This is a genomic window from Algibacter lectus (assembly GCF_900112395.1).
GTDB classification, from domain to species: domain Bacteria; phylum Bacteroidota; class Bacteroidia; order Flavobacteriales; family Flavobacteriaceae; genus Algibacter; species Algibacter lectus.
The window spans coordinates 56,563-74,282 of the sequence record NZ_FOLN01000013.1; the positions used below are offsets into that span (position 1 = coordinate 56,563).

The 17,720-nt window shown below is 32.9% G+C and carries 15 protein-coding genes and 1 other RNA gene; 8 read left to right on the forward strand and 8 right to left on the reverse strand.

Annotation, left to right across the window (positions count from 1 at the left end; translation table 11 throughout):
* The first annotated feature begins 1 nt into the window (after nt 1).
* The 6 genes from BM246_RS17695 (at nt 2) to BM246_RS17720 (ending at nt 10,750) form a co-directional block, all read left to right on the forward strand.
* On the forward strand, nt 2-1,645 hold the full coding sequence (locus tag BM246_RS17695; RefSeq protein WP_074939845.1) for a sensor histidine kinase: 1,644 nt from the start codon (nt 2-4) through the stop codon (nt 1,643-1,645).
* A 90-nt stretch (nt 1,646-1,735) separates the two neighbouring features.
* Entirely contained in the window at nt 1,736-4,291 is a 2,556-nt protein-coding gene (locus BM246_RS17700; RefSeq protein WP_074939848.1) for a zinc-dependent metalloprotease, read from the forward strand.
* A 3-nt stretch (nt 4,292-4,294) separates the two neighbouring features.
* The gene (locus BM246_RS17705; protein ID WP_074939849.1) at nt 4,295-7,588 is read left to right on the forward strand and encodes a SusC/RagA family TonB-linked outer membrane protein; all 3,294 of its coding nucleotides are present in this window, start codon (nt 4,295-4,297) and stop codon (nt 7,586-7,588) included.
* 10 nt (nt 7,589-7,598) lie between these two features.
* Nucleotides 7,599-8,915: a RagB/SusD family nutrient uptake outer membrane protein gene (locus BM246_RS17710; protein ID WP_074939988.1), complete on the forward strand. Its 1,317-nt coding sequence runs from the start codon at nt 7,599-7,601 to the stop codon at nt 8,913-8,915.
* 87 nt (nt 8,916-9,002) lie between these two features.
* The gene (locus BM246_RS17715) at nt 9,003-10,028 is read left to right on the forward strand and encodes a hypothetical protein (protein WP_042505947.1); all 1,026 of its coding nucleotides are present in this window, start codon (nt 9,003-9,005) and stop codon (nt 10,026-10,028) included.
* Between the two features lie 80 nt (nt 10,029-10,108).
* On the forward strand, nt 10,109-10,750 hold the full coding sequence (locus tag BM246_RS17720) for a M48 family metalloprotease (RefSeq protein ID WP_139221926.1): 642 nt from the start codon (nt 10,109-10,111) through the stop codon (nt 10,748-10,750).
* 87 nt (nt 10,751-10,837) lie between these two features.
* On the opposite strand, the gene ssrA is transcribed toward BM246_RS17720, so the two are convergent.
* Nucleotides 10,838-11,232, reverse strand: a transfer-messenger RNA (tmRNA) gene (gene ssrA / locus BM246_RS17725).
* A 283-nt stretch (nt 11,233-11,515) separates the two neighbouring features.
* Between ssrA and BM246_RS17730 the strand changes: the two genes are divergently transcribed.
* Together BM246_RS17730 and BM246_RS17735 are read left to right on the forward strand one after the other, a co-directional pair.
* On the forward strand, nt 11,516-12,718 hold the full coding sequence (locus BM246_RS17730) for an NAD(P)-dependent oxidoreductase (RefSeq protein ID WP_074939857.1): 1,203 nt from the start codon (nt 11,516-11,518) through the stop codon (nt 12,716-12,718).
* Between the two features lie 32 nt (nt 12,719-12,750).
* Nucleotides 12,751-13,530, forward strand: a complete 780-nt coding sequence (locus tag BM246_RS17735; protein WP_262481205.1) for an SDR family NAD(P)-dependent oxidoreductase — start codon at nt 12,751-12,753, stop codon at nt 13,528-13,530.
* 13 nt (nt 13,531-13,543) lie between these two features.
* Here the strand turns inward: BM246_RS17735 and BM246_RS17740 are convergent, their stop codons facing one another.
* The 7 genes from BM246_RS17740 to BM246_RS17770 form a co-directional block, all read right to left on the reverse strand.
* The gene (locus tag BM246_RS17740) at nt 13,544-14,215 is read right to left on the reverse strand and encodes a DUF1361 domain-containing protein (RefSeq protein ID WP_074939865.1); all 672 of its coding nucleotides are present in this window, start codon (nt 14,213-14,215) and stop codon (nt 13,544-13,546) included.
* Nucleotides 14,202-14,588 (reverse strand): ribosomal maturation YjgA family protein, encoded by a 387-nt coding sequence (locus BM246_RS17745; protein ID WP_042499364.1) that lies wholly within the window; start codon nt 14,586-14,588, stop codon nt 14,202-14,204. Before BM246_RS17745 ends, BM246_RS17740 begins: the two co-directional genes overlap by 14 nt.
* Before the next feature lie 4 nt (nt 14,589-14,592).
* The gene (locus BM246_RS17750; RefSeq protein WP_074939868.1) at nt 14,593-14,895 is read right to left on the reverse strand and encodes a hypothetical protein; all 303 of its coding nucleotides are present in this window, start codon (nt 14,893-14,895) and stop codon (nt 14,593-14,595) included.
* 74 nt (nt 14,896-14,969) lie between these two features.
* On the reverse strand, nt 14,970-16,346 hold the full coding sequence (creD, locus tag BM246_RS17755; RefSeq protein WP_074939872.1) for a cell envelope integrity protein CreD: 1,377 nt from the start codon (nt 16,344-16,346) through the stop codon (nt 14,970-14,972).
* A gap of 77 nt (nt 16,347-16,423) precedes the next feature.
* On the reverse strand, nt 16,424-16,717 hold the full coding sequence (locus BM246_RS17760; protein ID WP_042499358.1) for a winged helix-turn-helix domain-containing protein: 294 nt from the start codon (nt 16,715-16,717) through the stop codon (nt 16,424-16,426).
* Nucleotides 16,718-16,721: 4 nt separating this feature from the next.
* Nucleotides 16,722-17,057 (reverse strand): hypothetical protein, encoded by a 336-nt coding sequence (locus BM246_RS17765; protein WP_042499357.1) that lies wholly within the window; start codon nt 17,055-17,057, stop codon nt 16,722-16,724.
* Entirely contained in the window at nt 17,054-17,662 is a 609-nt protein-coding gene (locus tag BM246_RS17770; RefSeq protein WP_042499356.1) for a hypothetical protein, read from the reverse strand. Before BM246_RS17770 ends, BM246_RS17765 begins: the two co-directional genes overlap by 4 nt.
* Between the last annotated feature and the right edge of the window lie 58 nt (nt 17,663-17,720).

Genomic DNA, 17,720 nt, shown 5'->3' on the forward strand with positions numbered 1-17,720 from the left:
TATGCAGTCATCCAAATTCTGGACACGCTTAAAAAAACATCAACAGTACCTCTATATAAGTATTTTACTTATTGCTGTTTTTTTTATAGGCAGTTCGTTAATAACTCCAAAAATAACCTCGGTTACCGAAGATTTAATTCAAGATATTATTCAGGGTAATTTAAAATCAAAAGAAAATATTGTTGCCTTCGAATTTAATCAGTTAAATGGCGGATTAAAAAAGTCGCAAAAAATTATTCAAAATTCAGAAAATAATACTTTTGAATTTCTGAGAGAGAAGTTGCTTTTTACGGCAGATTTGGTAATAGAGCACCATAGCATACATAACAGTTTTGTCTCTTTAACTCTAGAAAACAGTGTGGATGAAACATATTTTTCTAATAAAAAGGATGCTGGGTATGCTGAAGAGATACAAGCTGTTTTAAAAGATATTCGGTTTGTAAATCGGGATGTTTTAATAGATACTATTATCTCTAAAAATGAAAAGGTAATAAACCGAAAAATTTATGCCAAAAAGTTGCCAGATGATGCGGTAATCTATTTTGGTTACGATGTGGATTTAATTGCGTTTTGGACATATTTCTCTGAAACCTATAAAGGTGATGGTGGTTACACAGTAGTGACCAATAAAGATGGTGTTTGTGTTTTGCACCCCGATACAAAATATATTGGCAAAAAAATAGATATGTATTTCGATACTATTTCTATTGAAACCATTTTAAAAAGTTCTCTAAAAATTAACGGTTATTATGTGCCAGAAAATGTAAACTCGCTAAAAGATAAAGCAACTTCTGAGTTTTTGGGCTTAGAGGTATTACGTTATTACGATACCATAAAAACGGGCGATACACCTTTAATTGTTATTGTGAGTTTTCCGATAGATATTCACTTAAAAGAAACTACAAAAAATATACAACGGTATTTTTCATGGATTAGTTTTTTGGCATTTTCTACCTTTATGTTGCTTTTGTTGGCTTCTAGGTTGCAAATGAAAAAGGAGTATGTAGAAAATTTAAAAGTTTTAGAAGAGAAAGAGCATCTAATAAACGTTAACGAAAAGTATCAAAAAGAAAATGCGGTGCTGCAATTAAATCAATTAAAGAAAAAGATAAATCCACATTTTTTATTCAACAGTTTAAATTCTTTACATGTTTTAATAGATTTAAATCCCGAGCTCTCTCAGCAATTTGTTTTAAAACTTGCCGATGTGTATAGGTATCTTTTAGATGAAAGGGATGGGAATTTAATTTCATTAAAAAACGAACTGACATTTTTAGAGCAATATGTGTTTTTACAAGAAATTAGATTTAATAAAAGTTTAAAAGTATCTATTATAAATAATTGTGATGATAAAGTTTTACTTCGGAAAATTCCATTTTTATCTTTAGAAACCTTGGTGGAAAACGCGATAAAGCATAACGAAATAACGAAACAAAAGCCCTTAATCATAGATGTTATTATTAATAGCGATTTTATTACCGTTAAAAATAACTTTACACCAAGAAAGCATAAAGCTAAAGATAGCCACCACATTGGGCTCAATTATTTAGGAAACACGTATCAATATTATCAAATTTCTACCTTTAAAACTGAGGTTATTAATGGCGAATTTGTGTGTGTATTACCGTATATCAGTTCAAAATAGTATTTCACTCCCTTGTTTAATGAGTTCACTCTATTCTGTTTTGTTAACCTGTTAATTTCGTGCAAATTTGGTTTCTTAATAAAATCAATTATGAGGTTCTCTTCTTTTAAAGGTGAGTTATTGGGTAAAGTTTTAATGCTTTTTGTTTTGTTAGTTACCAGTTTTTCTGGCTATGCTCAAGACAAAAAAGAAAAAAACGACAAAGAAAACCAAGTAGAAAGCGATTCTATAGATTCTACGGATGATAAAAAACTAACCTATAAGAAGTTTTTAAAAGACGGCCATGTTAAAAAAGGTCTATTCAATGTATATTCTATTAAAGAAGATTATTATTTTGAAGTACCAGACTCGTTGCTTTCCAGAGATTTATTAATTGTAAATAAAGTGTCTAGCGTGCCTTATGCTTTAAATGGCCATGGCTTAAATAAAGGTATGACTTTTGAAACCAAGTTGGTTCGTTTTTATAGAGATACCGTGCTTAATAAGGTTTGGGTTAAAACTGTAAACCCAAGAGTGCAATCTCCAAAAAACGATGCTATTACCTTATCTGTGAAAGATAATTTTGGAGAATCTATTATAGAAGAATTTAAAATTGAAACAAAAAATACTGACTCTACTTCTGTATTTATTAAAGTAAATAAAATATTTAACGGTAAAGAAAAGAGCTTTAGTGATTTGCTTACTAATATTGGTTTAGGAGGAAGTGTAAAGGCAAATTTATCTATTTTAGAATCTATTAAATCTTTCCCAGAAAACGTTGTTGTAAAATCGCTATTAACAACTTCGGTTAGTGAAGGCGGAAGTCCAGCTTTACCTTTAACCATTGGTGTAACCACAAATATTGTTTTATTACCAACAGATGTAATGAAACCTCGTTTTTCAGACAAACGTATCGGATATTTTACAAAACCGATGGATTATTTTTCTGATGAGCAGCAAGAAGTGGAAACTAGAGGTATGATTACGAGATGGCGATTAGAACCTAAAGAAGAAGATATAGAAAAATATAAGCAAGGCGAATTGGTGCAACCCAAAAAACAAATTGTTTATTATTTAGATCCTGCAACTCCAAAACAATGGAGACCGTATATAGAACAAGGGGTTTACGATTGGAATGTTGCTTTTGAAGCCGCTGGTTTTAAAAATGTAATAAAAGTGAAGTTTCCTTCGGAAGCAGATAAAAATTTTGATGCCGATGATGTGAGATATTCGGTAATTACATACGCTGCCTCCGAGAAGCAAAACGCTATGGGGCCTTCTGTAGTCGATCCACGAAGTGGTGAGATATTAGAGTCTGATATTATTTGGTGGCATAATCTAATGAAAGGTTTGCATTCCTGGATTCGTGTACAAACAGGGCCAATAGATCCTAAAGCAAGAGCGAATACATTTTCTAATGAGCATATGGGCGAGGCTATTCGTTTTGTGTCTTCGCATGAGGTTGGTCATACATTTGGTTTAAAGCATAATATGGGAGCATCTTTTAGCTACCCTGTAGATTCGTTACGTTCTAAAACGTTTACCTCTAAAATGGGAGGTACAGCACCTTCAATTATGGATTATGCGCGTTTTAATTATGTAGCGCAACCAGAAGATAACGTTACTGATATTACACCTAAAATTGGGGTATATGATAAATATGCTATCGATTGGGGATATAGATGGATTGAGAACACAACGGCACATCAAGAAATACCCTTATTAAATCAATGGATTCGTAAACATGAAAACGATCCGTTATATTTTTATGGCGCACAACAAGCTGAGGTGGTAGATCCACGATCGCAAAGTGAAGATTTGGGAGATAATGCCGTTAAAGCTAGTGAGTACGGACTTAAAAACTTAAAGAGAATACTGCCTAATATTTTAGATTGGACGGAAGAAGAAGGTAAAGATTATTATAAAGCATCAAAACTGTACAAAGCAGTTATAGATCAATGGGGCACCTATAATGGTCATGTTATGGCAAATATTGGTGGCGTTTATGTTAATAATACCGTTTATGGCGATGGCAAAAACACCTTTGAGCCCGTACCTGCAAAAATACAAAAGGAAGCTTTAAAATATATTATTGATAATGCCGTTTTACCCCAGAAATGGTTGTTTATGCCAGAGATTATTAATAAAGTCTTTGCCGTTAGAGATGCTCCAGATGGTGAACGCTATTATTCGCCGGTATCTATGTTGCGTATTCACCAAACCAATGCCATTTATGCTTTAATAAAAACGGATAGGTTAATGCGTATTACCGAAAATGAAGTATTAGCCGATAGGGATAGTGAGCCTTTTACGGAACAGTATGTTTTCGATAGGTTGTTCGATGCCATTTTTGCAAATACACAAAAGGGTAAATCTTTAGATATGTTTGATCGTATTACTCAAAAAAACTACATCGATGTTTTAACGGTAGATCGAAATAAATTATTAGAAAAAACGAAAGAAAAAACAATTTCCGAAGAAGATAATAATTTTAAGAATATACATTTTTCATATTTGCCAAGAGTTGCAGATATAGGCACTAGTAAAAGAGCTGCGCTAGAAAAAGTGTTGAAGCTTTTAAAGAAAAAAGAAAATAAAGGAGACCGAGCTACCAAGGCACATTATAGAGACTTAATAGCAAGGATTGAATATAATTTGAAAAACTAAATCATGAAAAAATTAATATACCTATTAATTTTTATTCCAAGTTTACTAATTGCTCAGCAAGGTAAAGTAATCGAAGGAACGGTAATAGATGCTGCGTTGCAAATGCCAATAGTTGGAGCATCTGTTTATGTGTCTTCGGCAATTATTGGTAACGAAACAAATACAGAGGGCGTTATTCAAGGTTCTATGTTAGGGACTACTACCGATTTTGATGGGGCGTTTTCTCTAAGAGTGGGTGCAGATGCTAAATTTATTTTAGTGTCTTACATGGGGTATGAAACGGAAAAAATAGATATCTCGGCTGTAACTAAAAAGTTGTCTGTAGTTTTAAAAGAAAGTCCAGAGAATCTACAAGAAATAGTACTTACGGGCTACCAAAAAATTGAAAAACGAAAAATGACTTCTGCTTATGCTAAAGTAGAAATGACGGATATTAACCAAGCAGGAGTTTCTAGTGTAGATCAAATGTTGGTTGGTCAACTTTCTGGTGTGGTAGTGCAGCCTACTAGTGGGGCACCTGGTGCGCCTTCAAAAATTTCTATTCGAGGAACAGCAACTTTAAATGGATCTTCAGATCCGTTATGGGTGTTAGATGGTATTCCTTTGGAAGGGAATGATATTCCTCAAGATTTTAGAGATAAGGATAATATAGATAATTTACAGTCCTACCCAATTGCAGGTTTAAACCCTGAAGATATTGAAAGTATAACGGTTTTAAAAGATGCTTCTGCAACGTCAATTTACGGGGCTAGAGCAGCAAATGGTGTTATTGTAATTACCAGTAAAAATGGTAAAAAAGGAGCTATGCGTATTAATGTTAATGCGAATGTGTTTGTAACGCAAAAGCCAGATTTTAGTAAGTTGAATTTAATGAATTCTTCTGAAAAAGTAGACTTCGAATTACTTTTGGCGAGTCGATCCGATTTAAAGTATCAACAAGATAGAGGAGGAGTTGCTCGAATTTTAAATAACTATGGTGAGTATAATAATTTTAGAGATAATGGTTTTACAAGTATTTCTTTAGATGCTCAAAACGAGATTAACAATCTAAAAAACATTAATACCAACTGGGGAGACGAGCTTTATCAAATGGCTATAAACCAGCAGTATGGTGTAAGTATCTCTGGAGGGAATGAAAATAATAACTATTATTTTTCAACAGGTATATTTGATGAAAAAGGAGCTACAAAAGGAACAGGGCAAAAGCGTTACAATATTACTTTAAAAGATAATTTTAATGTCAATGATAAGCTAAAAGTAGGTGTTGCTTTATTTGGAAGTCAGAACACAACATCGTCTTATATTACAGGTGCTGATGCTTATACAAATCCTTCGTTTTATTCAAGAAATGCTAATCCGTATTTGTCATTAAAAGATGCCGATGGCAATTATGTTTACGATCCCGATTTGGTAGAGCGATCTGATTTAAATCTAGATTATAATGTTTTAGAAGAGCGAGAAAATACCAATTACGAGTTAGTTGCAAGTTCTTTAAAAGCCATTTTTGACGTTGGGTATAAATTGAATAAGGAGATTCATTTTAACACACAACTAGGCTTACAATTAGATTTCGATAAAACCGAGAAATATAGTGATGAAGAAAGTTACTATACACGTAAGTATGAGCAAAGGTCTCAATATACATCTTCTGGAGAAACACTATACTACATGCCTAAAGGCGGTATTATTCAAAACTGGAATGCAGATGGATTTCAGTATAACTGGAAAACTACAGCCAATTACAATACATCATTTAATACTATTCACGAACTGGATGTGATGTTAGGAACAGAATTTCGTAGAAATAAAAGAACCGAAATTCACACCAAAGGATTTGGTTTTAATTCTAATACATTAACCACCACAGCTATTACAAATGAACTCGCTTTAACGAACTCTTTGTTCGATGCTTACGGTAAAACGTATAACGAAAATGCATATGCTTCATTTTTTGGAACAGCGTCTTATACCTATGATAAAAAATATACCGTTTTTGGAAGTTTAAGGTATGATGGGTCTAACCTATTTGGAGTAAATCCTAAGTATAGATATCTTCCTATTTGGTCTTTTGCGGGATCTTGGAATGTTTATAAAGAAGATTTTATGTATGATGTTGATGCTATAAGCGATTTAAAAATAAGAGCATCATACGGTGTACAAGGAAATATTGATAAATCGACTTCACCTTTTGTTATTGGTGAGTATTATACAACATCGGTGTTACCTGGAGTAAGCGAAGAAATTATTAGAGCATTAAGTGCACCTAATGGTAATTTAAGATGGGAGAAAACGGTATCGTCTAATATTGGTTTGGATTTAGGATTGTTAAATAATAAAATTTACATCTCTGGAGATTATTATGCTAGAAAAAGTACAGACTTAATAGGGTTAAGGTCTGTGCCTTTAGAAAGTGGCTATAATTTTATTAATACCAATTGGGCAACAGTTAGCAATAAAGGATTCGAATTGTCGATAAGTACCACTAATATTGATACACCTCATTTTAAATGGACAAGTGGATTCAATATTTCGCATAATAAAAGTATAGTAGATGCAATCGAGAATAGAGAAGAAGATTTTAAACCATCTTTAAAAGGCTATAGTGTAAACGCCATTTTTGCTATTAAAACCGCAGGATTGGATAGTAATGGTTTGCCTTTGTTTTGGAAAGATGGTGTAAAAGTTTCAGCAGTAGATTTTTATAATTTGGAAGAAGGCACAGACGGTAGTCAATTAACAAGAGAAGAACATCGAGATTTATACACTTATGTAGGTGATGGTACTCCTAAGTTTAGTGGCGGGTTTAGAAATAGTTTTAAATATAAACAGTTTGATTTAAGGGTTTTAACCAATTTTAATATCAAACAAACGGTTAAAACCACACCTAGCTATAACCCCGCTTTGGCACAACCCGGAAATAGTTATAACACAGATATTTTAAAAGCGGGTACAGGCAGTTATCCTGCATTAATTGGGCTTACTTCACCTGGTTTTGATACCGATTTGGTTTATACTTGGTTTAATTCTTCCGATGACGGAAAAACGTATAACGATTTGGATATTTGGGTAAAAGATATCTCTTATATCCGTGTGAGTAGCATTAAGTTGAGTTATGCTATCCCAAAAAGTAAACTAGAAAAATTTAGCTTATCAAGTTTTAATTTTAATATAGAAGGACGTAATCTATTTGTTTTAGGAACAGATTACAATGGTTTTTTTGATCCTGAAACTTATGGAAGTTTATATGCACAGCCTATTCCTAAAATAGTATCTGTTGGATTTAATCTTTCATTTTAAAAAAGCATTTATGAAAAAAATAATATACATTACCTTCGTAGCTTTAGGTTTTATTAGCTGTGATAATTATTTAGATATTGAGCCCGTAGGGCAGGTAATACCTAAATCGGTAGAAGAGTATAGAAGCTTTTTAACTTCAGCTTATGATATAGCAAAAGATTACAAGGTTTTAACAACTTTTAGAACAGATGAGTTGGCTTTAAGCACCAGCGCATTAGGTGTAGAACAGTACGAAGATGTTTTTATATGGAACGATGTAAATCCTAGTCCGTTAACACGAGTTTTCCCTTATGCAAGTTTGTATAATACTATATTCTACACCAATCATGTTATTAATAGTGAAAGCACTATGGAAGGCACCCCGTCGGACATAGAGCAATTGGTAGGTGAAGCTTATGCTTTAAGAGCGATGCAGTATTTCGAGTTGGTTAACTTATATGGGAAACCTTACAACAAAGCAACAGCAATTACAGATGCAGGTGTGCCAATTACTACAGAATATGATGCCGAAAAAGATTATCCTGTAAAAACAGTTGAAGAGGTTTATACCTTAATTTTAGACGATCTGGATAAGGCAGAAGCGCTTTTAAATATTGAGAAACAAGATTTAGGATATAATTATAGGTTTTCTACAGTAGCGGTAAAAGCATTTAAATCTCGAGTTTATTTATATCAACAAGAATGGCAAAATGCTATTGATTTAGCAAATGAAGCTTTGGCTATTAATGCAGAACTTCAAAATTTAAATTCTAATGTATCTATTATGCCTTCAGAATATAATGCTGTAGAATCTATTTTGGCTTTAGAAACCATAGCATCTTTTGATATGGTTAATAATACCACTATTTCTAATAGTTTAATTACGGCGTATAATCAAACGGACGATTTGCGTTTTTCTTTATACTTCAATAAAAACACAGACGGTAGCTTTAGCTCCAAAAAAAGCGCGGAAACTAAGTTTAAAGTATCGTATAGAACAGCGGAATTGTACCTTACTATTGCGGAGTGTTTAGCAGAATTAAATAATATTGATTTGGCTAAAGAAACATTAATTGCATTTACCGAAAACAGGTACACATCTTCAGGTTGGGATATTTACAAAACATATGTGAATGCTTTAAGTCTTGCCGATTTAAAAGAAGAAATACAGGAAGAACGTCGAAGAGAATTTGCTATCGAAGGACAAAGATGGAATGATTTAAGACGAACAACTCAACCAGAATTAACAAAAGAATTTGATGGTGTAACTTATGTTTTAGAGCAAAACGACGATAGATATGTTATCCCTTTCCCGAACGATGCTATTATTAATAACCCTAATTTATAAATAACAAACCGTTATAGCTTGTTGTTATCTTATGAGCTATAATTGAAATTAAAAGATAAAATCAATCCCTATTAAATATTTTAAATTATGAAGAGAATTTTTTCTATCCTTAGTGTATTTATAGCTGTAGCTATTTCTACCGTATCATGTTCAAGCAGTGACGATTCACCTGCATTATCATCTTTAGCAACTATTACCGATTTCTCAATAACTATTGATGGAGTAAACGCAGAAGATATTAACTACGATTTAGGTACAAATATTGACGTTACTGTACCATTCGGTACAAGTTTGACTGCTGTAGTTCCAACAATTTCTGTTTCAGAAAATGCTACAGTTTCACCAGTTTCTGGAGAAGAAGTTACTTTTGTAGATGGTGAAGCTAAAACTTTTACAGTAACAGCAGAAGATGGAATAACAACTAAAGATTACACGGTAACAGTAAGTATTCGTGGTGAAGTTGGTAGCGGGTCTAAGCTAGAAACTTATGTGCTTGCAGATTTATACGGAGAAAACTCAACAACAACGTACACGTATAATGAAGCTAATTTTGTAAGTGAATATACAAAAGTACAAGACGATTGGGGCGATATTTCAACTACAGTTTACACATTGGTTTACAATGATAAAAATCAAGTTATCGAAAAAACAGCAGAAGATGAAAGTACAGTTTATACTTACGAAGATGGCCAAATTGTAAAGAGTGAATATAAATATAACGATGAGTTAGTTTATACATACACGTATAGCTATAATGCAAATGGTGATTTAAGTTCAGAGAAACGCACAGATCACACATCTGAAGATGCAATAACAGAAGTTTTATTTACAATTGTAGATGGTAATGTAACAGTAGAAAATAGATTTGGAGACGATTATACGGCTGCTTACGATACAAAAAACAATCCTTTCAAAGGGCTTTACCCAGCGGCTTACGCAGCAATTAATGTAGGTATTGCTTCAGTAAACACTAATAACCCAGTATCAGGTACTTTAGCTGATGATGTGGTGACTTACGAATACAACGCTGACGATTACCCAACAAAAGCATCTTACACTTATTTTGATGGTTTCGCAACTGTTGAAAAAACATTTACCTATTACAGTAATTAATAGCAAATTACCCCTCTTTTTTTATTGACATAAACACCCTTAATTTTAAGGGTGTTTATTTTTATATCCATTATTCTAAAATGAAGACATACTTTCTATTACTTTCTTTCTTTTTAATGCTTGCCTGTAATACCAATTCTTCAAACGAAGAAGGCGAACATAAAGATGAAGACATTGTATTAACCAAAGAAGAACAAATTATTAAAACATATAACGATGCTGTTTTACCTTTATTTAGAGCCTATACAAGTGTCGATATTCCAACCGAGTTTGTAATTGACGAAAATGATTTAGGTATCAATGCAGGAGCTGCCTTTGGTTATGTAGAAATTAGTCAAGGTTTAGTGAATTTGCCAAAAGTAAATGTTCAAATATTTGCTTTATCTCATGAGGTTGCCCATATTGTAACCATTCCTCAGGCCAAAATTTTTGGTTTAGAAGGAAGTGTTCCAAAAGGAATTAAAACAAACGATTACCAAAAAGCAGAGTATCTAGCAGATTTAATCGCTATATACCTCATAAAAACAAACGAGCCTAAGAGGTTTGATACGCTATTTTTAAATTTTCCATACCTACAAAATTTATTTGGTAATGGTACGTTTACTCATCCATCAGGTTTAGAAAGAATTGAAGCTTTAAACAATTTTCTAGAAAAAGCCAAGTTGCAAGGAGATGATAAAGCTTTCAAAACAAGTTTTATAGGTATATGGCAAATGGATTAGATTGTAATTTTTACCGTACAGAAATTGTATGTTTTTACTAAAATAAAAACCCTAAAACATTAATTATTAATGTTTTAGGGTTTTAAATAGTGGAGTCGGAGAGAATCGAACTCTCGTCCAAACAAGTAACCAAAGAGCTTTCTACACGTTTATTCTTTTCTTGGGTTTTCGATTATAAGCTGGTTAAAGACAACCCACTCATAACTTATCTTCTTTAGTTTCGTAAAAGCATCAAAGCAGTGCTCAAACTATATTGACATTTACGATATCTCAAAATGGAACGCCGTCAATCAAGGCTTTCCGGAGACATAAAGCTTGTACACCTTGTGTACCTAGGCAAATTCTACTATAATTCGAATTATGCAGCTAAAGCGTAGTTATTCTCGCCGTTTAAAAGTTGGTCTAGCCTTTTACGTGTTTCAATGCCATTACACGACGTGCTTACCGTTTCGTTAATCTCGCTGTCAAAACCAGTCGACCCCAGATTAAATAAAGTAGTAAAATATATTTTGGCGTTACCACAAGGGGCGGGCTTTCGGCAGTCGCTTTTTTTGAGAAAAACAAAAAAGAGCTTCAACAATGCCTCAATCCCTAACGCACAGTCTGCAAAGTTAATTAAAACTTTTAAACTAGGTGGTAATCCGTTAACATAAATCAAAAATTATACCAATATCAATGAGACGCAAATCTGTCACATTAAAAATATTTAAGAGAATGATACCGAAATTTCAATAAATTCCCGAAATTACACCTAAACAATAAGCCATGAAGTTTGCCATTATAAAAGAACGTAAAAACCCACCCGATCGCCGCGTGGTATTCTCTCCATCAAAATTAGCCGAAGCTCAAAAACAATTTCCGCAGGCCAATTTTAAAGTAGAAAGTTCCGATATACGTGTATTTCCAGATCAAGACTATAAAAACGCAGGATTTGAAGTTAGCGAAAACGTGTCAGATTGCGATGTTATGCTTGGTGTAAAAGAAGTACCTATCGAAGCATTAATTCCGAATAAAAAATACTTTTTCTTTTCACATACCATAAAAAAACAACCCTATAACCGTAAGCTGTTAAAAGCCGTTTTAGATAAAAAAATAGAACTTTACGATCACGAAACTATAGTGAGCGAAAAAGGATTCCGATTAATAGGTTTTGGTCGTTACGCTGGTATCGTTGGTGCTTACAATGGTTTTAGAGCTTGGGGATTAAAATTTAATACATGGCAACTACCAAAAGCCGGGCCATTACCAAACCAACAAGCCTTAATAAACGAGCTGAATAACTTAGCACTGCCAAACATAAAAATATTACTAACCGGTAGCGGTAAAGTAGCAAATGGTGCACAAGAAATGCTCGATGCTATGAGTATTAAAAGTGTATCGGTAACCGATTATTTAAACAACAATTTTAATGAGCCGGTATATTGTAAAATAGACGTACTAGATTATAATAAACGTAAAGACGGACAGGTCATCGATAATCAAGATTTTTTCGATAATCCACAAGATTACGAGTCGAGTTTTATGCGTTTCGCAAAAGTAACCGATTATTATATTGCAGGTCATTTTTACGGCGATGGTGCACCGTATTTATATACACGCAGCGATGTGAAATCTCCAGATTTTAATGTCAAAGTTGTTGCCGATGTAAGTTGTGATGTCGATGGGCCAGTAGCTACAACGCTGCGTGCATCAACCATTGCAGATCCTATTTATGGTTACAATCCTGAAACAGAATCGGAAATTGATTATAAAGATAGCAAAGCCATTGTGGTTATGGCAGTAGATAATTTACCATGCGAACTTCCACAAGATGCAAGCGAAGGTTTTGGCGAGATGTTTTTAAAAGCTGTAATTCCTGCTTTTTTTAATAACGATGCCGATGGTGTTTTACAACGAGCAAAAATGACAGAAAACGGCAAGCTTACCGAAAATTTCGCCTATTTGCAGGGATATGTTGACGGAAACTAATAAGTTTGCAATAATTACAAAATACCTACATTATTAAAACAGCATTAGTAACAGGAGCAGCCTCAGGATTGGGTTATGAGTTAACTTTATTATTAGCAAAAGACGCGTATAAGTTAATACTAGTCGATATTGATTCAGCTAAATTAGCCGATGTGCAAATCGAAGTAGAAACCCAATTTAATGTAGAGGTTATAACATTAATTAAAGATTTAAGTTTACCCAACATCTCTCAAGATATTATTAACGATATTGGAGATGCATCTATAGATGTGTTAATAAACAACGCCGGTTTTGGTTTGTTTGGTACTTTTGCAGAAACCAATTGGGAACGCGAATCGGCTATGTTAAATGTACATGTTATGACAACCACACATTTAACAAAGTTGGTGCTCGAAGGCATGGTAAAACGTGGCTCGGGTAAAATATTAAATATGGCATCTTTAGCAGCTTTTCAGCCAGGGCCTTTAATGTCTATTTACTATGCTTCAAAAAGCTATATGCTATCTTTTTCCGAAGCTATTGCAAACGAGTTAAAAGGCACAGGTGTAACGGTAACTGCACTTTGTCCTGGACCTACAAAAACTGCGTTTCAAGAAACCGTTTCTGAAGATGCTAACGATAATAAAATCACATTCAATATGGCATGCGCCAAAGAGGTCGCGCTTTACGGTTACAAAGCGATGCTAAAAGGGAAAAGTTATGCTATACCTGGCCGTTTTAATAAGGTTTTAGCTGTTATTCCAAGGTTTATTACGCGTAATGCTGCTACATCTATTGTTAGAAAACTTCAGGCTAAAAATAGAGCAGAATAAAGTTTTTTTATTCTTAATCCATATTTTTAGATTCCATATTTATATTGGTAAATATCCAGTATCCTAAAGAGAAAAAAGCACCAAATAATAAAGTAAAAAGCCAAACTTCTTTGTTTCCTAATGGCTGTACAATCATGTTTATTATGTCAATAAATAAAACTTTTGGGTTGGTTAAAATCTCCCAAGAGTTATAGCGTAGAAAGCGACCTAAATACACACCAAATGCGGATATAAAAAATACAAATGTCAAAATGAAACTAGTCTTTCTTTTGTTTAAGAACTTTAAGAAAACAGTTTTCATGTCGGTAACCGAAAAATAAAAAAGCATCATACCATCAAAAGTAAAGGCAGAAATTAATAAAATATCTAACCAAAATATATGTGGTTCATTATATCTCAAATGCCACATATCGGTTAGTATATAAGGTGCATTCGGAAGGAAAAGCAACCATATACCAAATGCTAAAAGCAGTGTTATTTTGTTAAGCTTGGGGATACTTACTAAATAAATTGTAATGGCATATGGAATGGCTGCTAAGAATAGGTTCCAAACTAAAAAAAGGTAGTTGTAGGAGTGCGCGAGTTTCATTCTAATCATAAGTAAAATAAGAGTAGAACCTATTGAAACGCTTAATAACGCTAGAGATTTATAACGATAAGATATAAGGTTGTTAATGTAATTCATGAGGTTTAGAGTTTAATTGTTCTATTATTAAAACGGTAATAATACCAAAGGTGTAAGCCACTAAATCGCCCACTTGAAACGTACTGCCTAATATGATGGTTAGTAGTTTGTGGTCTTCAAGGTTTAATAATTTTAATAGATTGAAGTATTGAGCAAATTCTATTAAAAAAGCAAAAACTAATACTCCGGCGCCCAGTTTAAAATGATTTATTTTTAAGAAGCTTTTAAAAAAACAGTAAAGTAAAATTACCGATAGAAAATCTCCGACCGTGTAACGTATAAATCCTGTTTTAAGGTAAACAGCAATTAATATTTCGGTTAATAAAAAGAGGAACGCTAAGGTTAGGTAGGTTTTGTTGAGTTTGTATGTCATTTTGTTATAATCTAATGTCGTTTAAGGAAATAATAATGTAGAAGTATAAAATGGCTATAGGTATATTCATTAAAATAATACCACAAGTTTTTAAGTTATTATATCTATCGGTTTCATAAATAAGACTCGCTATAAGGTTGGAAACAAGTAATATCGCATTTACGGTAATAGCGACCCCAATGAATCCTAAACCAACGCCTATTGGTATAAAAGTTTCTCCGAAATAAAGAAAAAAAGAAAAGAGCGTAGTGCCAATCATAAAACTAAGAATAGCAACCGCTCTTCCTATATTAGAAATGCTGTACATAATTTTCGTTTTGTATTAATAATTGAAATAGAAAAAGCGTTACTCTTTTTTTTTAGAAGTAACGCTTCATTGAATTACCCGTTATTCCAATCTATCTTTCTGGATACGTACATCACGATAGTAAGTATTAAAAATAGACCAACACTACCAACAAGAAGTGCATAGTTTTCTAATTGAATAATAACATAAATAAAGGCGTATAAAGCAGAAAGGGATAAGCCAATAAATAAAGGGAACTTAAGTGTTTTAAGAATAGATTTTGAGTACAAGGTGATTAACACAATAACGGAACTTCCAGCTATTAAATAAGCTTTTAGAAAATTACTATGCTCAGATATAGACACTAGTAAAGTGTAAAACATAATGAGAGCCAGTCCAATCATTAAGTATTGAAATGGATGAATATTAATTTTACTTAAGGTTTGTATTAAAAAGAATATTAAAAAAGTAAGACCTATAACTAGGAAACCATATTTGGCAGATCGTTCACTTTTTTGATACTCGTCTACCATGACCATAAATTTAGTCCCGAATGCAAATTTGGTAAGGTTTGGTATTTTATTTAAATGTTGTTGAGAAAAAGCACGGTTGATGTGAAGTACTTTCCATTCAGCATTAAAGCTATCTTTTGTTATTGTTTTAGTTTCATCGTTAGGTAGGTAATTACCAATAAAACTTGGGTCGGCCCAATTAGAAGCCATTTTCATGGTAGTCGTTTTTCCGATAGGAATAAGTTCTATTTGCTTACTACCATTAAAGGCCATTGATAAACTAAATGGTGCGTTATTTTTACTCGATAAATCTATTGGGTTTATAAAACCAGATTCTAGCACATCTAAATAATCACTGTTTTGTGTAGAGTTTTCATTAAAGTTTGTTTGAAAAGAGTAGGTGTTTTGGTTCAATTTTAAAAGCATTTCACTTTTGATGCCTTTTAGGTTAGAGGTTTTTAAAATCACGGTGGCCTTATCCCAAATTATATCTTCATCTTTAATGCCTTTAGAAGTTAAGTTGGTTGGGATATAATGTCCAGAAAAATCCATGGTTGTAGTAAATACAGCCGATTCAAAATTACCACGGTTTAAAGTTTTAGAATCTACATTTACATCTGCATTTAAAGATTCAGGGAAAATGTATACGTTTTTTATATGTGTTTCTACTTCAGTGAAAAAGGTTTTTGTTTTTTCGTTATACGTTTTTGTTTCTGTATATGTTTTGTATGGGATTTTTAAAATAGGTCCATAAACAAGTACATTTTCGCCCCACTTTTCGTTAATCTCATTTACTACATCACTTTGCCTAAAGGCACGTTCGGTAATTAAGGAGTTAATAAAAGATAGAGGTATGAGTAAGATAATGACTAAAAAACCTACCATAAGCATCCTTGCTGTGATTGATGTTTTTACCCAATTTCCGAATTTGTTTTGCTGTGGTTTGTTTGTGTTTTCCATAATGTTAATTTAAAGTACTTTGAATTTCAAAGTAAAAGGTTAAAAAAAAGATTTTGTTGTTTTCGTGAGACTAAAGTCTAGCTTTTATTAATTAATTTTTCGAGTGCATTAATGTGTTTTTTAAACTCGGCACGACCTAAATCGGTGGTGGAGTAGCGGGTATTCGGTTTGCGGCCTATAAACTGTTTTTCAACCTTTATATATTCCACTTTTTCTAGAGCTTTGGCATGGCTAGCAATGTTGCCATCGGTGGCGCCTAAAAGTTCTTTTAGCATATTAAAATCGGCAAATTCGTTCACCATTAAAATAGACATAATACCTAGCCTAATTCTATGATCGAATGCTTTATTTATATTGGTTATTATGCTCATAGATCTAAGCTCGTTTGCTTTTAGATTTTATTATTTCGTTGTCATTAATGGTTTTAATTTTAGCAAAAAGAAATGTTACTGCAAATGCAAAAGCACCAATAAATAATGAAAACGGAATTAAAACAATAGCACCTTCTTTTATAGTTTTTCGTTTTGCGCCTTGAGCTGTAATATTTTGAGATTCTAAAGTGAGCTCTTCTTTATCTATAACGCCATTTTTATTGACGTCGTAAAGTGCGAACTCTTGCTCGTAACTTTCATTGGAATAATATAAGTATGCTAATCCGAGGCCGTAAATAATAACTGAAGTCACTATTGCAATTAGGAGTGCTTTGTTCATTTTGTATCGTATTTAAAGTGCATAATGCTACCGTATATAATGTGCATTACTCCAAAGCCTAAAACCCATAACCAAAATCCATAACCTGGAAGTAGGGTAGCAATTAAACCTAAAACTATTTCTGTATATCCTAAATAGCGAATATTACCAATGCTATATTTTGATGCATTTACCAAAGCTAAACCATAAAATATAAGCATTAAACCTCCGGTTTGACCATATTTGCCATTGCTTAAAATAATTAGGATATACAAACCGCCTGCAATTAACGGAATTAAAAAATTAATGACCAATCGTTTTGATGTGGCATCCCACATTTTTGCTCCTGTTTTTTTAGCTTTTTTTGCCGAAAGTATATAGCCAGTAACGGCGCTAAATAGGGCCACTAATGCTAAAATAAGCATGACAGATCTAAATATTTGACCATCTAGAATTAACGTGCCGTAGCTGTATTTATTAACAAGCCAATAAGCGGCAGCGGCACCAATAAGGGCATAAGTTCCGGCTAAAATTCCAGATAAACCACTTAAGGAAATAAATCGAGAAGATTTATTCATTAAATCTTTAATGTCCGATATGTCTTTTAAATAATCTTTTGACTCCATGTAAAAGTACTTTGAAATGCAAAGTAAATAAATATTTCTGAATTTTCGCCTACTTATT